Origin of the sequence: Azospirillum sp. TSO22-1 (genome assembly GCF_003116015.1) — a bacterium.
Classification (GTDB): domain Bacteria; phylum Pseudomonadota; class Alphaproteobacteria; order Azospirillales; family Azospirillaceae; genus Azospirillum.
This window is the reverse complement of sequence record NZ_LGQZ01000052.1, coordinates 1-17,106: the sequence shown is the minus strand read 5'-3', so window position 1 is coordinate 17,106 and position 17,106 is coordinate 1. Positions and strand designations below refer to the sequence as shown.

General features: G+C 72.8%; 12 protein-coding genes. 11 read left to right on the top strand and 1 reads right to left on the bottom strand.

Annotation, left to right across the window (positions count from 1 at the left end; translation table 11 throughout):
* Positions 1-146 precede the first annotated feature (146 nt).
* Genes TSO221_RS14265 through TSO221_RS14220 form a run of 10 tightly spaced genes read left to right on the top strand, consistent with a single transcriptional unit; the run spans position 147 to position 10,815 of the window.
* On the top strand, positions 147-881 hold the full coding sequence (locus TSO221_RS14265) for a hypothetical protein (RefSeq protein ID WP_109119173.1): 735 nt from the start codon (positions 147-149) through the stop codon (positions 879-881).
* Positions 878-2,911, top strand: a complete 2,034-nt coding sequence (locus TSO221_RS14260; protein ID WP_109119172.1) for an MFS transporter — start codon at positions 878-880, stop codon at positions 2,909-2,911. Before TSO221_RS14265 ends, TSO221_RS14260 begins: the two co-directional genes overlap by 4 nt.
* Positions 2,911-3,936: an ABC transporter substrate-binding protein gene (locus TSO221_RS14255; protein ID WP_109119171.1), complete on the top strand. Its 1,026-nt coding sequence runs from the start codon at positions 2,911-2,913 to the stop codon at positions 3,934-3,936. Before TSO221_RS14260 ends, TSO221_RS14255 begins: the two co-directional genes overlap by 1 nt.
* Positions 3,933-4,718: a GNAT family N-acetyltransferase gene (locus TSO221_RS14250; protein ID WP_109119170.1), complete on the top strand. Its 786-nt coding sequence runs from the start codon at positions 3,933-3,935 to the stop codon at positions 4,716-4,718. Before TSO221_RS14255 ends, TSO221_RS14250 begins: the two co-directional genes overlap by 4 nt.
* A gap of 10 nt (positions 4,719-4,728) precedes the next feature.
* Positions 4,729-5,490, top strand: coding sequence for a hypothetical protein (locus tag TSO221_RS14245; protein WP_109119169.1), 762 nt, complete (start codon positions 4,729-4,731; stop codon positions 5,488-5,490).
* A complete protein-coding gene (locus tag TSO221_RS14240; protein WP_247878050.1) occupies positions 5,487-6,734 on the top strand; it encodes a hypothetical protein in 1,248 nt (415 codons plus the stop codon). Before TSO221_RS14245 ends, TSO221_RS14240 begins: the two co-directional genes overlap by 4 nt.
* Positions 6,735-6,745: 11 nt before the next feature.
* Positions 6,746-8,845, top strand: coding sequence for a PP2C family protein-serine/threonine phosphatase (locus tag TSO221_RS14235; protein ID WP_109119168.1), 2,100 nt, complete (start codon positions 6,746-6,748; stop codon positions 8,843-8,845).
* A gap of 29 nt (positions 8,846-8,874) precedes the next feature.
* On the top strand, positions 8,875-9,210 hold the full coding sequence (locus TSO221_RS14230) for an STAS domain-containing protein (RefSeq protein ID WP_109119167.1): 336 nt from the start codon (positions 8,875-8,877) through the stop codon (positions 9,208-9,210).
* A gap of 40 nt (positions 9,211-9,250) precedes the next feature.
* Positions 9,251-9,673, top strand: coding sequence for an ATP-binding protein (locus TSO221_RS14225; RefSeq protein ID WP_109119166.1), 423 nt, complete (start codon positions 9,251-9,253; stop codon positions 9,671-9,673).
* The gene (locus TSO221_RS14220) at positions 9,670-10,815 is read left to right on the top strand and encodes a hypothetical protein (RefSeq protein WP_109119165.1); all 1,146 of its coding nucleotides are present in this window, start codon (positions 9,670-9,672) and stop codon (positions 10,813-10,815) included. The genes TSO221_RS14225 and TSO221_RS14220 overlap by 4 nt, the downstream gene beginning before the upstream one ends.
* A 23-nt stretch (positions 10,816-10,838) precedes the next feature.
* On the opposite strand, the gene TSO221_RS14215 is transcribed toward TSO221_RS14220, so the two are convergent.
* Complete coding sequence (locus TSO221_RS14215) at positions 10,839-11,243, bottom strand: response regulator (protein WP_158284093.1); 405 nt, start codon at positions 11,241-11,243, stop codon at positions 10,839-10,841.
* Positions 11,244-11,806: 563 nt separating this feature from the next.
* Between TSO221_RS14215 and TSO221_RS14210 the strand changes: the two genes are divergently transcribed.
* Positions 11,807-17,106: filamentous hemagglutinin N-terminal domain-containing protein (locus TSO221_RS14210; RefSeq protein ID WP_109119163.1), on the top strand; the 5,300-nt coding region annotated here is incomplete at its 3' end.

The following is a 17,106-nucleotide window of genomic DNA, read 5'->3' as shown; positions in this document are numbered from 1 at the left end:
TGAACATGTCTGACGTTCACGCGTGAGCACGCACTTGCTCCCGCCTCCGTCCCTTTTCCGCATACCTCTTTGTCGCAAGTTCCCCGCTGCAACGAAGCATTGAATGCACTAAGCTTTGCACCCTAACGGCTTGGTCCGGGGGAGGCATGGTGCGCGGAGCGGCGCTCGCGGTACGGACGGGTGGGGTGATCGCCGCCAGCGTTGCGCTGGCGGTGCTGCTGTCCGTCGTGCTCGCCAACCTCAACTTCGAGCGCACGCTGCGCGACGTCACCGGCTCGCGTCTCGCCGTCGCCGCCGACGAACTGCGCCGTCATGTGGAACTGGGTCTCACCCTCGGCCTCGACCTGTCCGAGTTGATGGACGTGCAGGCGCTGGCCGACCGCGCCGCAGCCGGATCCGGGATTCTCGGGGTCGAGGTGGTGGATGAGCGCGGCACCGTCCTCTTCGCCGCCGATCGCGCCGCCATCGGCCATCCCTCGCCCGCGGCCCGGGAGATCGGCTCCGACGGCGGCACGGCCGTGCGGCGGCGCATCGCGGGCGACACGCTGCTGCTCGGTGCCGACCTGCGCAACAGCTTCGGGCAGGTGGTCGGCGCGGTGGTGATGCGCGCCTCGCTGGTTGAGCTGCGCGGGAAGATCGACGCCATCCGCGCCGGGCTGGTCGGCGGCACGCTGGCGCTGGTGGCGGCGGCCGGGCTTGGCGCGCTGGCGGCGGTGTTCGCCACGGTGCGCGTCGGCGGTGGCGAGGGCGCGCTGGACGACGCGGGCGCCGTCGGCGTGCTGCGCGACACCCTGCTGCGCCAGTTGCACGACCACACCGCCGAGGCTGAGCGGGTGCTGGACGACATCGACCGCGACCTTGCCGGGACCCCCGCATCATGACCGGCGACCCGATCCGCGCCCTGGTGCTGCGGCTGACCGTGGTCACCGTGGCGGTGCTGCTGCTGGCGGCGGGCGGCGCCTCCTGGCTGACGCTGAGCCGTTTCGACGCGGTGTTCCAGCCGGAGCTGGCGCGCAAGGCCGACATGGTCGGAACCCAGCTGGCGGCGCAGATCGACCGGGGGCTCGGCTACGGCATCCCGCTCGACCGCATGCCCGGGCTGGATCGGCTGTTCCAGGAGGAGGAGCAGCGCCACGCCGACATCGCCTACCTCGCCGCCAGCGACCCGCAGGGGCGGGTGCTCGCCTCCTCCGGCCGGCCGGTCGCGGCGCGCGTCTCCGGGGTGGCGGCCGACCGCGTCGAGGGGCGGCTCGCCGCCGGCTTCGTCGACATGGCGTTGCCGCTCAGGACCGGCTGGCTGCACGTCGGCGTCGATGCTGCGTATCTCGCCAAGGCGTCGACCGGGCTGATGCTCGACGTGCTGTCGGTGGTGCTGGTGGCGGTGCTGCTGATCTTCGAGATCCTGCTGCTGGTGGTGCACCTCGCCATGGGCCGGGTGTTGGCGCTGCGCGCGTTGGTGGAGCGCGCCGCCGAGGGCGACCTGCGCGCCGCCCCGCCCGAGGGCGGCACGCCGGAGGTGGCGGAGACCACCGGCGCCTTCCGCCGCACCCTCGACGCCTTGAACGAGCGCCACGCCGCCCTGACCGCCCGCCTGGGCGCGCTCGATCCCGCCGACCCGCGCCGCGAGCGCGCACAGGCCCTGCTGGCGCGCTTCCGCTTCCGCGAGCCTGGGGCGTCGCCGATGCGGCCGTTCAACCTCGTCTACCTGCGGCTGCCGGTGTTCCTGTTCTGCCTGTCGGAGGAGCTGTCGCGGCCCTTCCTGCCGGCCTATTCCAAGTCCTTCGCGCCGGCCGTGCCGTGGCTGACGCCGGACCTCGTGGTCGGGCTGCCGATCACGCTGTTCATGCTGATCTGGGCGATGTCGCAGCCGGGCGGCGCCCGGATGTCGGAACGCTGGGGGCGCGGGCGCGCCTTCCTGGCCGGCGCGCTGCTCGGCTCCGTCTCCCTGGCGCTGACCGCCACGGCGGGCTCGCTGGGCGAGCTGCTGCTGTGGCGCTGCCTGACCGCGCTCGGCTACGGGCTGGTGCTGATCACCGCGCAGGGCATCGTGGTCGACCACACCACGCTGAAGAACCGCGCCGGCGGCATGGCGATGTACATCGGCGCGCTGCTGGCGGCCGGCGTGTGCGGGCCGGTCACCGGCGGCATCATCGCCGATCAGGTGGGAATCGAGGCGACGTTCCTGGTCGGCTCGGCGCTGGCGCTCGGCTCCGGGTTGACGGTGACGGCGTTGCTGAAGCGCGCCGGGGTGCCGGCGACGGCGGGCAACCGCGCGCCGCTGTCGGCCGGCTGGCCGCTGCTGCGCACGCCGCGCTTCGCCTCGCTGATGCTGTTCAGCGCGGTGCCGACCAAGATCGCCGCCACGGCCTTCCTGTTCTGCCTCGTGCCGCTGCTGCTCACGTCCGACGGCGCGTCCAAGACCGAGGTCGGGCGGGTGCAGATGATGTACTTCGTCGCCTTCGTGCTGGTCTCGCCGCTGGCCGCCAGCCTGTCCGACCGCTGGCAGGCGCGGCGCGGCTTCATCGCCCTGGGCGGCGTCGGCACGCTGGTCAGCTGCCTGCCGCTGCTGTTGAGCGGTGCCTGGTGGGCCGCTCCCCTGGGCATCGGGCTGTTCGGCCTGTTCCAGGCGCTGGTCGGCGCGCCGCAGCTCACCCTGGTCTCGCAGATCGCCCGCGACGGCGGCCTGCCGGAGACTGCGGCCATCGGCTGGTACCGGCTGATCGAGCGGCTGGGCGCCGCGCTCGGCCCGGTCGTTGCGTTGTGGGCCGCCATCGTCTGGTCGTACCGCGAGGCGATGCTGGCGGTCGGCCTTCTCTGCGGCGTCAGCGCCGTGCTGTTCTGGCTGGCCGACCGCGCGGCATCCGCGCACAGGCACCCCGCCGCCCCCCTTTCCCGCACGCAGGAGGCCTGATGCGCATCGACCGGCGAACCCTCCTCAAGCTGTCTGCCATTGGGGCCGCGGCCTCGCCGCTCGCCTGCGCCCTGCCGGCGCGCGCGGCGCCGAACAAGACCTTCCGCATCACCATGGTGCTGGGCCGCGGCGAGAGCGACAACGAGGCCGGCTTCAAGGACTACCTGGCCCGGCGCGGACTGAAGGTGGAGTACACGATCCGTGACACCGGCGGCGACCCGGCCAAGCTGCCGGCCATCGTGCAGGAGATCCGCGCCACCCGCCCCGACCTGATCTATAGCTGGGGCACGCCGCAGACCCGCGCCATCGTCGGCCCCTACGACGCGCCCGACCCGGCGCGCTACGTCACCGATATCCCGGTGGTGTTCACCTTCGTCGCCGCCCCGGTGGACGCGCGCATCGTGCCGGACCTCGCCAAGCCCGGCCGCAACGTCACCGGCACCGTGCACATCGCGCCGATCCCGGTGCAGCTCAGCACCATCCTCGCCTATCGGCCGATCCGCCGCCTGGGCGTCGCCTACAACCCGCAGGAGCGCAACTCCATCCTCACCCTGGAGGGCCTGCGCGCCGAGGCGCCGCCGCGCGGCATCGAACTGCTGGAGGAGCCGGTGCCGCTCGGCGCCTCCGGCGAGCCGCTGGCCGGCGAGCTGCCGGCGATGATCGCCCGGCTGGCCAGGCGCGGGGCGGAGATGCTGTACATCGGCCCCGACACGCTGATCGCCTTCCACAACCGCTCGATCGTCGCTGCCGAGGCACTGCGCCACCGCCTGCCGACCTTCTCGGCGACCGAGCTGATCGTGCGCTCCGACAAGGCGCTGCTGGCGCTGGCCAGCAGCAGCTACGGCATCGGCCGCTTCACCGCCTTCAAGGCGGCGCAGATCCTGATGGACGGCACCTCCCCCGCGGTGATCCCGGTGGAGACGCTGAAACGCTTCTCGGTCCTCATCAACATGCCGGTCGCCCGCGAGCTGGAGTTCTATCCGCCCATCGGCCTGCTCAATCTCGCGGAGGTTGTCGGTTCATGACCCTGGGCACCCTGTCCCGCCCCACCGCCGGCGGCGTGCCGGAAGCGCTGGATGCGGCCGGCGGCCTCGTCGCCGAGCTGGCGCGAACCCTGCCGCCCGGCCTCGCCGCGCGCATGCTGGACCCGGCCGACGCCGACGCCATGCGGGCACTGCGCCGCCGGGTGATCGAGACGCTGGACGACCCCGACCACTACCGCGTGGCCGGCGAGGTCGGCGATTTCGTCCTCGACCACCTCAACACCAAGGGCGTCACCGTCGGCCTCTTCCTGGGCAGCGAACTGGTGGCCTACGGCGCGCTCGGCCTGCCGGGGCCGGGGGACCACAATCGCGGGCGCGACCTGCCGCTGCCGGAGGCGGAATTGCCGCTGGTGGCGCACCTGTCCTCGGCCATGGTCGACCCGGCGCTGCGCGGGCGCGGCCTGCACCACCGGATGATCGACTGGCGGATCGCCGTCGCCGACCGCATCGGCCGCCGCCACTCCCTGACCACGGTCAGCCCGCGCAACCACCGCAGCTGGGGCCACCTCGCCGTGCACGGCGTCTACCCGAAGCGGCTGATCGATGTCGGCGCCAAGGGGGGCGGCAGCCTGCTGCGCCTGCTGGTGCACCGCGACGCGCTGGCGCAGCCGGTGTTCGACCCCGCGACCGCCTCGCTGGTGCCGGTGGAGGAGATCGTCGGCCGCGGCGACCTGTTCGCCCGCGGCGAGCAGGTGTGGTGCCGCCTGGACCAGGGTGGGCGCTGGTTCGCGCTGTTCGGCCGCGCCCGCGCTGCGGCGGTGTGACGGAGGCGGTATGGCGGCGATGGGATTCCCGGCGCGTCTGGCGGCCTTCCTGGCGGTGGTGGTGCTCGCCTCCACGCTGGCGGCCACGGCGCTGTGGACGCAGGGGCAGCACCGCCGCCTGCACGCGGCGGTGGCCTCGCACGCCGGCTTCGTGCTGGGCGAGATCAAGACGGCGCTGGAGACCCGCCTGAACCTCGGTCTGGCGCTCGCCGAGCTGCCGCAGGTGCAGCCGCTGCTCGACGGAGCGCGGGGCGCCATGCCGGCCGTGCTGTCGGTCGCCGTGCTCGACGAGGAGGGCGCGGTGGTGTTCTCCAGCAGCCCCGTGGAGGTCGGCGAGCGCCTCGCCGGCCTGCCCGCCGCCGAGCCCGGCGCGGTGTGGGCGGCGGAGCGCGGCGGCGAGTGGCTGTACGGCATCGGCCTGACCACCAGCTTCGACACCACCGCCGGCCAGATCGTGCTGCGCGTGCCCGGCGACGTGGCGGCGGAGCCGACGCGCACCTTCGCCCTCAAGCTCGGCATCGGCGGCCTGCTGCTCGCGGTGCCGGTGATCCTGCTGGCCGGCATCGCCGGGCTGGGCCTGCTGCGCGGACCGCGCCGTTCGGTCGAGGCGGTCGCCGGGATCTTGGAAACGCTGACCCGGGACGCCGATCCTTACGCCTCGGGGGACGTGCCCGACGCGCCGCTGCCCGCCTTCGCCGGCGCGGTACGCGCGCGTCTCACGCTGCTGGCCGAGGCGGAACGGGACGTCTCCCGCCTGGATGAGATGGCATGACCGCGATCGTCCCCACCCGCCGCTTCACGCTGGGCATCGCCGCCGCCGCCGTCGGCGCGGCGCTGCTCGCCATGGCCGGGGTCGGCGTGCTCGGCACGCTCGCCGCCGAGGAGCAGCTGGCCGAGGCGCGGCTCGCCAAGGCGACGGCGGTCGGCCACGCCGTGCAGCGCGACCTGCACCGGGCGCTCGACCACGGCATCCCGCTCGACCGCGTCGAGGGGATGACCGCCTACCTCCTGGGCATCGCCGAGCGCAACCCCGACCTGCACCGCCTCGCCGTCACCGCCGCCGACGGCCGCACCCTGCACGCCGCCGGCCCCGGCACGGCGGAGGGGCCGAGCGCCGTTCGCTTGCCGCTGCACGCTGGTTCCGCCGTCATCGGGCACCTGCTCGTGGCGGTCGACGCGGGCGCGGCGCGCGCGCAGATCGTCGGGGAGCTGACGGGCATCGTGCTGGGCGCCGCGGCCCTGCTGCTGCTGGTGGCGGAGCTGGCCGGGGCGCTGGTGCAGGCGGCGGTGCGGGCACCGCTCGACCGGCTGGAACGCGCGCTGGCCGCGGGTGCGACCGGCGACTTCGGCACGCTGCTCGGCCGCCGGCCGCGCGACCAGATCGGGCGTGCGCTGCTCGCCTTCAACGCCGCGGTGTTCCACCTGCACGAACGCCGCGCCCGCTTCGCCGCCCACGCCGAGGAGGTGCGCGGCGCCGTCTTCGATCCCAGCATTGCCGACCAGGTCGAGCAGACCCGCGCCCGCGCGCTGGAGCGGCTGGGCGACGGCACCGCCACGGCGCCCCGCCGCGTCGCCGACGCGCGCCCCGGCGACGCCCGTGCCTATGCCGTGCTGCTGTCCGCCGCGATGGTGAGCGGCTGCCTGGGTGGCCTCGACGCCGCGACCGGGCTGGCCGTGCTGTTCGGCTTCACCGTCGGCTGGTTCGTGCCGTCGTCCTGGACCCGCATCGACACCGCGCTGGCCGCCGTCGCGCTCGGCGCCGCCGCGCTGCTCGGCGCCGGGCCGATGGTGGGCGCGGCCGGCGCCGTCGGGCTGGCGGTGGCGGTACGCTACGCCCGCGCGGCGGGGGAGGATGCACCGTCCATTCTGCGCCCGATCCTGACCGGTGTGGTGGCCGCCCTGCTGTGGAGCGCCGCGCGCGGCACGACCGGCCCCGGCTCCGGTGGTGCGGTCGAGGCAGCGGTGCTGGCGGCGGCGGCGCTGCCCGCCGTGCTTCCCCTCGTCCGGAAGCCGTGAGGGGGCGCCCAATGCTGCTGCAGACCCGCATCATCCTGTTCGTCGTCGCCACCGTCGCCACGGTCGCCGCGCTGCTGCTCGGCATGGCCGGCCTGCGCGAGGACGCCGCCGACCGCCACGCCCGCGATCTCGAACTTGCCCGGCTGGAGACCGCGTGGCAGCTCGCCGTGGCCGACGCCGCGGCACAGGCCGATCAGGGCCTCGGCCGCATCGCCGCCGACCCGGAGGTGGCACAGGCGCTGGCCTCGGGCGGGCGCGGCGCGCTGGCCCGGCGGCTGGAGGCGCTGCCGCCCGGCCTGACCGACCTCAACCTGTTCGCCGGCAACGGCGAACTGCTCTACAGCTCCGACCTCGCACCGGAGCCGGCGCCGCTGGTCGGGCGCGCGCCGCTCGACGCGCTGCTGGCCGGGCAGCGCCTGCCCGGCGGCGTGCGGCTGGCCGGCGACCGGCTGGTGGTGGTGTCGGGCGCACCGGTCTACGCCGGGCCGGGCGTGTCCGGCGCCGCGGTGGCCGGTGTCGGGCTGCCCTCGGCGCTCGACGCGCTGCGGCGCACCGCCGGTGGGCGGGTGTTCGCGGTGGACCGCGAGGGCGCGCCCATCGGCGGGCAGACCGACCCGCTGTGGAGCGTGGTGCGCCCCCTGGTGCAGCCGGCGGCGCGCGCGGTGACCGACTTCGCCGACGCCGGGCACGCCTACGCGCTGGCCAGCCTGCCGGTGGCCGATCTGGCGGGCGGGCGGGTGGCGACGGTGCTGGTTGCCGCCGACGTGACCCGCGCGGCGGAGGAGCGGGCGCTGTGGACGGCCGGCTACGCCGCCGCCATCGCGCTGGTGCTGCTGACCGCGCTGGCGCTGCTGCTGGCCTACCTGCGCTCGTCCTTCGCGACGCTGGACGTGGCGGTGAAGGCGCTGCTCGACCTGTCGCAGGGGCGCTCCACCGGCTATGTCGAGCTGCCGGCCGGCAACGACGAGATCGGCCGCATCGCCCGCGCGGTGGAGGTGTTCCGCGGCGTCATGCGCGACATCGAGCGCGCCGCCGGCCAGCGCGACCGCCGCCTGCGCCGCCAGCAGCGCTTCATCCGCCGCCAGATGGAGGCGCTCGCCTCGACGCTGGAGGAGGAGGCGCGCACCGCCCTGCTCGACGACCTGCGGCAGATCGAGCTGGAGACGCACGACCCCGGCACCGCGCAGTCGAAGGCGGTGAACGATGAGCTGGGTCTGCTGGCCCTGGGCTTCAGCCGGCTCGCCACCCGCGTCGGCACCCAGCAGGTGCAGCTGGTGCAGCTGGTCCGCGACCTGCGCGAGGCGCTGGAGGACAAGCGCCGCCTCATCACCCTCCAGCAGGAGCTGGAGATCGCGCGGACCATGCAGCTGACCATCCTGCCGCAGGTTTTCCCCGAGCTGCCGCAGCTGGACATCGCCGCGCGCATGCAGCCGGCCAAGGAAGTGGGCGGCGACTTCTACGACTTCTTCCCGATCAGCGAGGACCGCGTGGCGGTGACCATCGCCGACGTGTCGGGCAAGGGCATCCCCGCCGCCTTCTTCATGCTGATCACCCGCACCATGCTGCGCGCCATCGCCGAGTCCGGCGTCGGCCCCGCCGAGACCATGCGCCGCGTCAACAACCTGCTGGCCGCCGAGAACGAGCAGTCGATGTTCGTCACCGTCTTCTACGGCGAGCTGGACCTGCGCACCGGCGTGCTGGCCTACTCCAACGGCGGCCACAACCCGCCGCTGCGCATCGATCGGGCGGGCACGGTGACGGCGCTGGAGAACACGCCGGGCATCGCGCTGGCCGCCATGCCGGACATGCCCTTCGGCGAGCGCGCGATCACCCTGGCCGAGGGTGATTCGGTGCTGCTGTTCACCGACGGCGTCACCGAGGCGTTCGACGCCGACGGCGGCATGTTCGGCGACGAGCGGCTGGTGGCGACCATGGCGGCGCTCGACCCGGGCATGGGCGCGCCGGAGCGGCTGGACGGCGTGCTGGACCACCTGCACCGCTTCGTCGCCGGGGCGCCGCAGTCCGACGACATCACCGGGCTGGTGATCCGCTGGCGCGGGGTGGCGACCGCGGCGGAAAACCCGGTGTGCGACGCGGCGGCCATGGTATAAACGCAAGCACAAGGTGTGCGGGGGAGAGCATGGACATCACCGAAGAGCAGACCGGCGGCGTCGCCGTCCTCAAGCCGTCGGGCCGCATCGACAGCGCCACGGCGGGCGAGTTCGAGAAGCGGCTGGTCGCCGCCGTCGGCACCGGCAACCGGGTGGTGGTCGACATGGCGCAGCTCGGCTACATCAGCTCCGCGGGGCTGCGCGCGCTGCTGGTGGCGGCGAAGAAGGCGCGCCCGGCCGGGGGCCGCATCGCGCTGGCGGCGATGGCCCCGCCGATCCGCGAGGTGTTCGACCTCTCGGGCTTCTCCTCGCTGTTCGAGATCTACCCGGACGGCCCGGCGGCCGTGGCGGCGCTGGCCGCCTGACGCGCGGCGGCGCGGCCCGGCGGCATGGAGGACGGCCCCCATGGGCACGCGGCTCGAAGTGGTGCTGGACAACGACGTCGCCGAGCTGGAGCGGCTGGCCGGCGCAGTGGACGGCTTCGTCGCCGACGCCGGGCTGCCGCCGGAGGTCGCGTTCAAGCTCAACCTCTGCTTCGACGAGCTGATCACCAACACCGTCACCTACGGCTACCCCGACGGCGGCCGCCACGCCATCCGCGTCCGGCTGGAGGCCGACGGGCGCGAGATCCGCGCCGAGGTGGAGGACGACGCCGCCGCCTTCGACCCCTTCACCGAGGCGCCGCCGCCCGACTTGGACAGCGACGTCGACACGCGCCCCATCGGCGGCCTGGGCGTCTATCTGGTGCAGCGCTCGATGGACCGCGCCACCTACCGCCGTGAAGGCGGGCGCAACCTCGTCCACCTCGCCCTGGCGGTGCCGCCGTGAGCGCCCCTTCCGCCGCGCCGCCGCCCCCGCCGGTCTTCACCCCGGCCGAGGCCATCGCGACCATCGTCGCCATCGACGAGGCCATCGGCCCCGACGACGCGGAGGCCGCCCGCCGCCGCGCCTCGCGCCACCTCAAGGGCGACGGCCACCCGCCACTGCCGCGCTCGGTGCTGGAGGCCTACCCGGCCGAGCACGTGCGCGGCCATCTGTGGACGCAGTTCAGCCCGGAGCTGGAGCACGCCACCGCCCCGGTGCTGTGCCGGCATCTGGTGGACGTGCTGGTCGATCCCACCTTGGCCCCGCCCAACGCCATCGCCACCGCCGACGCGCTGGGCCGGCTGTCCCGGCGCCGCGGCCGGCCCGGCACGCCGCTCGCCGCCGCCATCGACAAGGTCGCCCGCGTCCTCGCCGAGCGCGCCTGCCAGTCCACCGACCACCTGCGCAGCCTGCTCGACACGCCGGACTACCCGGACCTGCCGACCATCTCGCTGGACGTGATGCGCATCGAGGGGGTGCGCTGGATCCTGGAGATTCTGGAGCGCCGGGCGGCGCTCAAGCTGCTGTCCGAGCATTCGCGGCGCTTGAGCCGGCTGACCCTGAAACGCTCCGGCGAGACGATCCGTGCCTTCCTCTCCAAGCCCGACCTGCTGACGCTGTACGACACCATGGCGGTGGTGTCGCAGGTGGAGGGGCTGCTGGCCGTCGCCACCCGCCTGCTCGACGCGCTGCGCGACCAGGAGGAGGAGCGCACCAAGTTCGTCGCCCCCTATGACGAGGAGGCGCTGAGCGGCTTCGGCGCGGTGCTGGCGGAGCTGTCGGCGATGCTGTGGAAGGTCGCCATGAAGTCGGTGGGGCGCGCCGACGTCTCGGCCTCGGTGTTCGGGGCGACGGTGCACCAGTTGGGTTTCCTCTACGAGTTCTCCAGCCGCCTCGGCATCGGCCGCCCGGCGACGTTCGTGCAGTTGGAGCAGAGCCTGCAGAAGAACGCCGTGGCGCTGGCCGAACGCCTGATCGCGCTGGCCGCCGACCGCGACGGGCTCTCTTCGGCGCTGAAGGCGGTGCGGGAGCACGCGCACGTCACCGTGCCGATGCTGAACCTCATGCACCTCGACCGCATCAGCCGGCGCCTGCCGGAGGAATGACGCGCGCCTCCGCGTGCGGGACTCTACGAATTGTCCGACGGATCGGACGCGTGACGGTCCGTGAGGGCTTGGATGACGTCGGAGAGCGCTTTGGGGCTCACCGGCTTGCTGATGTAATGGCATCCGGCCGCTTGCGCCCGTTGGCGCGCCGGCGCTGACGTGTCTCCCGTCAGGACGATGCTGGGAACGTCTCCGAAATTCCGGCGGACCGCGCCGACCAGATCCTCGTACGGCGTTGCGTTGTCGGGCCGCGAGGTCGTGATCAGGAGATCGATCCGGCATTTCATCCCGGGCACTTCCTTGAGGAATTGCCTGGGGTCCGCAACCGATATGACGAGGAAGCCAAGCGTCTCGAGATACACCTCCAACGCGCGAAGGACCAACGGGTCATCTTCTATGATCACGGCGATGAGTCCAGGAGTCGGCATAGGAAGATTCTCGCGCACCAAAACGAACGGTGGAAGGAGCGTTGGCCAGAGTTGGCATAGGGGCAGGGTAGGCATGGTAATTCAAAATATGAAAGTTCATTTGCAACGTGCGTATTTTTCAGCAAAAGGTAGTTTTCGGATCGGGTCTCGCTTTTGCAAAGGTTGAAAAAAAAGGGTTGGCGTCGCGGCTGGTCCGTATTCCGTTGCGTGTTGCAGTGGAGTGTTTCCAAAATCCAACGCTTGTGTCGTGCGCCAGAATCATGCTTTTAGCGGAGCGCCTCCCGACTGAACGATTGACAGCCGTATCCTCAGGACCCGCTGCGCTCATTCAAAGTGCGGTCATCAAATCGGCCACGGTCCGGCGGCGCTCGTTCCCGACGCAATCCACTCGATTCCGTCCGATTTTCCAATCGCCGTGTGACAACGCCACCATTCGCATACAATTTTATTCGACTACGCTGGCAAGCCGTTGAAACGGCTGTTACCCTAAGTGGTACCACCACTGAGGCGAACCTGGGCGAAACGTGGCTGTGCGGCGGACGGTCCCACAACCGAAGCATGCATTGCGCTGGTTCCTGGCGGCGACCACGGCGCTGACCGGCGCCATGGCGTGGCCGGGAACCGCGGCGGCGAACCCGCGCGGCGGCACGGTGGTCGGCGGTTCGGCCAGCATTTCCGAGCCCGCACCCGGTACGCTGACCGTCCGCCAGGCCACCGACAAAGCGATCATCGAATGGCGCGACTTCAGCGTCGGCGAGCGCGAACTCACCCGTTTCGAACAGCCCTCGGCCGGCTCCATCGCGCTCAACCGCGTGATCGGCGGCAACCCGTCGGAGATCCTCGGGCGGCTGAGCGCCAACGGGCAGGTCTGGCTGGTCAACCCGAACGGCATCGTCTTCGGCCGCAACGCGCAGATTGACGTCGCCGGGCTGGTCGCCACCACGCACGACATCCGCAACGACGATTTCATGGCCGGCCGCCACCGCTTCGAAGGGGCGGCGGACAACGCCGCCATGGTCGAAAACCACGGCACCATCACCGCGGCCGAGGCCGGGCTGGTGGCGCTGGTCGCCCCCGGCGTCGCCAACACCGGCACCATCACCGCGCGCCTGGGCGAGGTGACGCTGGCCTCGGGCCGCAAGTTCGTGGTCGACCTCTACGGCGATCAGCGCATCAACCTCGCCACCGACGCGCCCGTCACCACCCGCCCGAAGTCCAAGGACGGCAAGCCGGCGGACGCGCTGGTCAAGAACGAGGGCCGCGTCTTCGCCGACGGCGGCCGGGTGCGGATGACCGCCGCCGCCGCCAAGGGCGTGGTCGACCGCGTCATCGACATGAGCGGCATCGTCCAGGCCCGCACGGTCGAGGAGAAGGACGGCGAGATCATCCTGTCCGGCGGCGACGCCGGCACGGTGGCCGTCTCCGGCACCCTCGACGCCACCGGCGCGGCGCCGGGTGCCCGGGGCGGCACCGCCGTGGTGACCGGCGAGCGGGTGGAGGTGAAGGCCGGTGCCCGCATCGACGTCTCCGGCCGGGTCGGCGGTGGCGAGGCGCTGGTCGGCGGCGACTACCTGGGCGGCCGGGCGACGCCGCAGCAGCTGGCCGCCCTCAACGTCCGCCCGGCGCGCAAGCCGGTGCCGCCGGCCAGGGAAACCATCGTCGAGCCCGGCGCCGTCATCGCCGCCGACGCCACAGAACAGGGCAGCGGCGGCAAGGCCATCGTCTGGTCGGACGGCCGCACCGCCTTCGCCGGCAGCATCAGCGCCAGGGGCGGCGTGCTGGGCGGCGACGGCGGCTTCATCGAGGTGTCGGGCCGGCAGGGGCTGGGCTTCCACGGACTGGCCTCGGTGGAGGCGCCGCACGGGCTGGCCGGCACCGTGTTCCTCGACCCTGAGACCATCACCATCGCCAACGGCACCGGTTCCAAGGACGGCAGCCTGCCGAGCGTGCTGGTTCTGGCCGACGAGACCATCTCGGCCGCGGCGCTGGAGGCGATCGGCAGCGGCACCATCATCCTCACCGCCGCCGACGGCATCACCGTCGCCGACCTGACGGCGTCCGGCGGCGACGGGCAGATCAACCTGCAGAGCGGCGTCAGCCTGAAGCTGGTGACCAACAACGGCACCATCTCCTTCGCCAACACCGCCAACGCCATCATCGCCAGCGGCACCGGCTCCATCACCATGGAGGCGGGGTACGACAGCGTCACCAACTACAGCGGCAAGCTTCAGAACATCGGCGTCCTGCAAACCGGCAGCGGCAACATCACGCTGCGCGGCGCCGACGGCGTGGCGCTGTCCGGCACGCTGACCACCAGCGGCGGCACCATCGACATCGACGCCGACGGTGACCAGGCGGGCGGCGGCGGCTTCACCACCTCGGTCGCCATCGCCACCAACGGCGGCAACCTGACGGTCAAGGCCGGCGACGACGGCGTCACGCTCAACGGCAACATCGCGCTCGGAGCCGGCAGCCTGACCTTCAACAGCACCGCCGGGCACACCGGCACCTACCGGCTGGGTGGCCAGCTGTCGCTGCTCAACGACGTCACCTTCACCCAGCCGATGACGCTCAACTCGGGCGCCGGCATCAGCACCAGCGGCACCATCGGCTTCACCAACACCGTGTCCATGGCCTCGGGCGCCGGCGTCACACTGACGGCGAACGGCTTCTCGTCCACCAACACCCTCGACGGCCAGAGCGGCACCCTCACGCTGAAGCCGTACGACACCACCAAGACCGCCCGCGTGTCCGGCACCGCCAACGCGGGCGAGCTGGACCTGACCGGCATCCTGGCGAAGCTCAGCAACTTCACCCAAGTCAACTACAACAACGCGTCGGGCACCGGCGGCATCGCCATCGGCAGCGGGCTCAGCTACAGCCTGCCGCTCAGCCTCACCACCGGCGGCACGCTGAGCGCCACCGGCACGGTCTCGGTCGACAGCGGGCAGGCGCTGACGCTGGCGGCGCCGACGCTCAGCATCGGCGGCGCGCTGGCCGGCCCCGCCGGCATCACGCTGAGCGCGGATTCGCTGACGCTGGGCGGCGGCGCCAACAGCCTGACCAGCGGCGGAGCGGTGACGCTGCAGCCCTACAGCGCTGGGACCAACGTCGTCGTCAACGGCACCGGCACGGGGCTGGAGATCACCCCGAGCATTCTCAGCGCGGTCGACGCGTCGGTACCCAGCCTGGTCATCGGGCGCAGCGACGGCACCGGCGCGGTCTCGGTGGCGGCCGCCACCACCTTCACCCGCAACACCACGCTGCGCACCGGCACCGGCAGCATCGCCATCGGCAACGCGGTGTCGGCGGGCGCCAACCGCCTGACGCTGAGCGCCACCGGCGGCACGGTGACGCAGAGCGCGGCGATCACCGCCGCCGGGCTGGAACTGCTGGGCGCCGGCGGCACGCACACGCTGACCAACGCCGGCAACACGGTGACCACGCTGGCCGGCGACACCGGGACGGTGACGTTCGGCAACAACGGCTCCTTCACCGTGGGCACCGCCAACACGGTGGGGCTGACGGTGTCGGGCGGGCTGACGCTGTACGCCGTCGGCGGCGACCTGACGGTGGCGCAGTCCATCCAGAAGTCCGGCTCAACCGCGGTCAGCGCCGCCCTGCGCGCCGACGGCTCGGTCATCACCAGCGGCGGGGCGGACATCCAGCTCGCCAGCGGCGCGTCGAACCTCTTCAACATCACCATCAACCCCGACCGCGACGCCGACGGCCAGGGCGCCGCCACGCTCGGCAGCGGCACGACAGTGGCAAGCAACGGCGGCACCATCGAGATCGCTGGCGGCAGCGCCACCGACGTCTCCGGCCGGCTGACCGGCGCGGCGCGCGGGCTGGCCGGGCGGGTCGACGGCATCCAGCTGGACGGCGCCACGCTGAACGCCGGCGGCGGCGGCATCGTGCTGCGCGGCACCGGCGCCGACGCGGCGAACGCGGCGGGCGTCAACCTGATCGGCGGCAGCACGGTGACCACGTCCGGCACCGGCGCCGTCACCATCACCGGCACCAGCGGCACCGGCGCCTTCAGCGGGCTGCGCGGCGTCAACCTGGGCGACAGCGCCGACAGCAGCACGCAGACCGTCAGCACCGTCAGCGGCGCCCTCACCATCACCGGCACCGCCGCGTCGGGCGCCGCCGGCCAGTACGCGGTCGGCATCCGCTCGCAGTCCGGCAACCTCTCCAGCCAGAGCGGGTCCATCACGCTGACCGGCACGGCGTCGGCGGGCGGCACCACCGACGCTTATGGGGTCGAGCTGAACGGCCGCTCCGCGACCAAGAGCATCGCCTCGACCACCGGCGCCATCGCGCTGACCGGCGTCGGCGGCGGCGCCAGCGGCGCCAGCAACTGGGGCATCGTCCAGTACGACGACTTCACCATCGGCTCCACCAGCGGCGGCGTGACGCTGACGGCGACCGGCGGCACGGGCAGCCTCGACTACTCCAACAACAGCACCGGCACCGCCAACAAGATCGGCAACGGCACCAGCGGCACCGTCACCATCAACGCCGACACGCTCAGCCTGGACGGCGGCGCCGTGTCCTCGACGGGCCTCGTGGCGATCCGTCCGCGCTCCGGCAGCCGCGCCATCATCCTCGGCTCGACCACCGACGCCGCCGCGGCGCTGGAGCTGTCGGACGCCGAGCTGGATCGGATCACCGCCGGCACCCTGCGCATCGGCAACGGCGCCGGAACCAGTGCGATCACCGTCAGCGCCGACCTGTCGCCGGCCAACGCCACGACGCTGTCGATGGTCACGGGTGGCACCTACACTCAGGGCGCCGGCATCACCGTCACCGCGCCGAACATCGACATCAGCGCCGCCGGCACGCAGACGCTGAACGGCACGCTCAGCACCACCGGCGGCCTGACGCTGACCGGCAACAGCCTGGTCGTCGGCGGCAGCCTCGCCAGCACCGGTACGGTGACGTTCCAGCCCTACGCCGCCTCCGACAGCATCTCGGTCGCCGGCACCGGCGGGACGCTGGCGCTGACCACCGGCATCCTGGACGCGGTGGCGTCCACGGCGAGCAACCTGATCATCGGGCGCAGCGACGGCACCGGCGCCATCACCGTCAGCCCCTACACCTTCTCCACCAACGCCACGTTGCGCAACCCCGGCAGCGGCAGCGCCGGCATCAGCATCGGCGGCGCCCTGTCGGTCGGCTCGAAAAACCTGACGCTCAACACCACGGGCGCGGTGAGCCAGAGCGCGGCGATCACCGCGGGCGGCCTGGAACTGCTGGGCAGCGGTGCAACGTACACGCTGACCAACGCCGGCAACGCCGTCACCACGCTGGCCGGCAGCACCGGGATGGTGAATCTCACCGATTCCACCAGCCTGACGGTGGGCACGGTCAACACCACCGGGCTGACGACCACCGACGCGCTGACGCTGAGCCTGGGTTCGGTGGACACGACGCTGACCACCTCGCAGGCGGTGACGGCCGGCGGTACGACGACGCTGAGCGCCGACCGCATGGCGCTCGGCTCGGCGCTGAGCGCCAGCGGCCAGACGGTGACGTTGCAGTCGAAGACCGCCGGCCGCGCCATCGACCTGGGCTCGGCGACGGATGCGGCCTCGGCGCTGGAGCTGTCCGACACCGAGCTGGACCGCGTCACCGCCGGCACCCTGCGCATCGGCGACAGCGGCGCCGGGGCGATCAGCGTCAGCGCCGCGGTGTCGCCGGCCAACGCCGCGACGCTCAGCCTGCTGAGCGGCAGCGGCGTGGCGCAGTCCGGTGGCGGCGCCATCACGGCGACCAACCTGCGGCTCAGCGTCGGCGGCGCGGTCGCGCTCGGCACCAACAGCAACAGCGTGACGACGCTGGCGCTGGCCGGCAGCGGCAA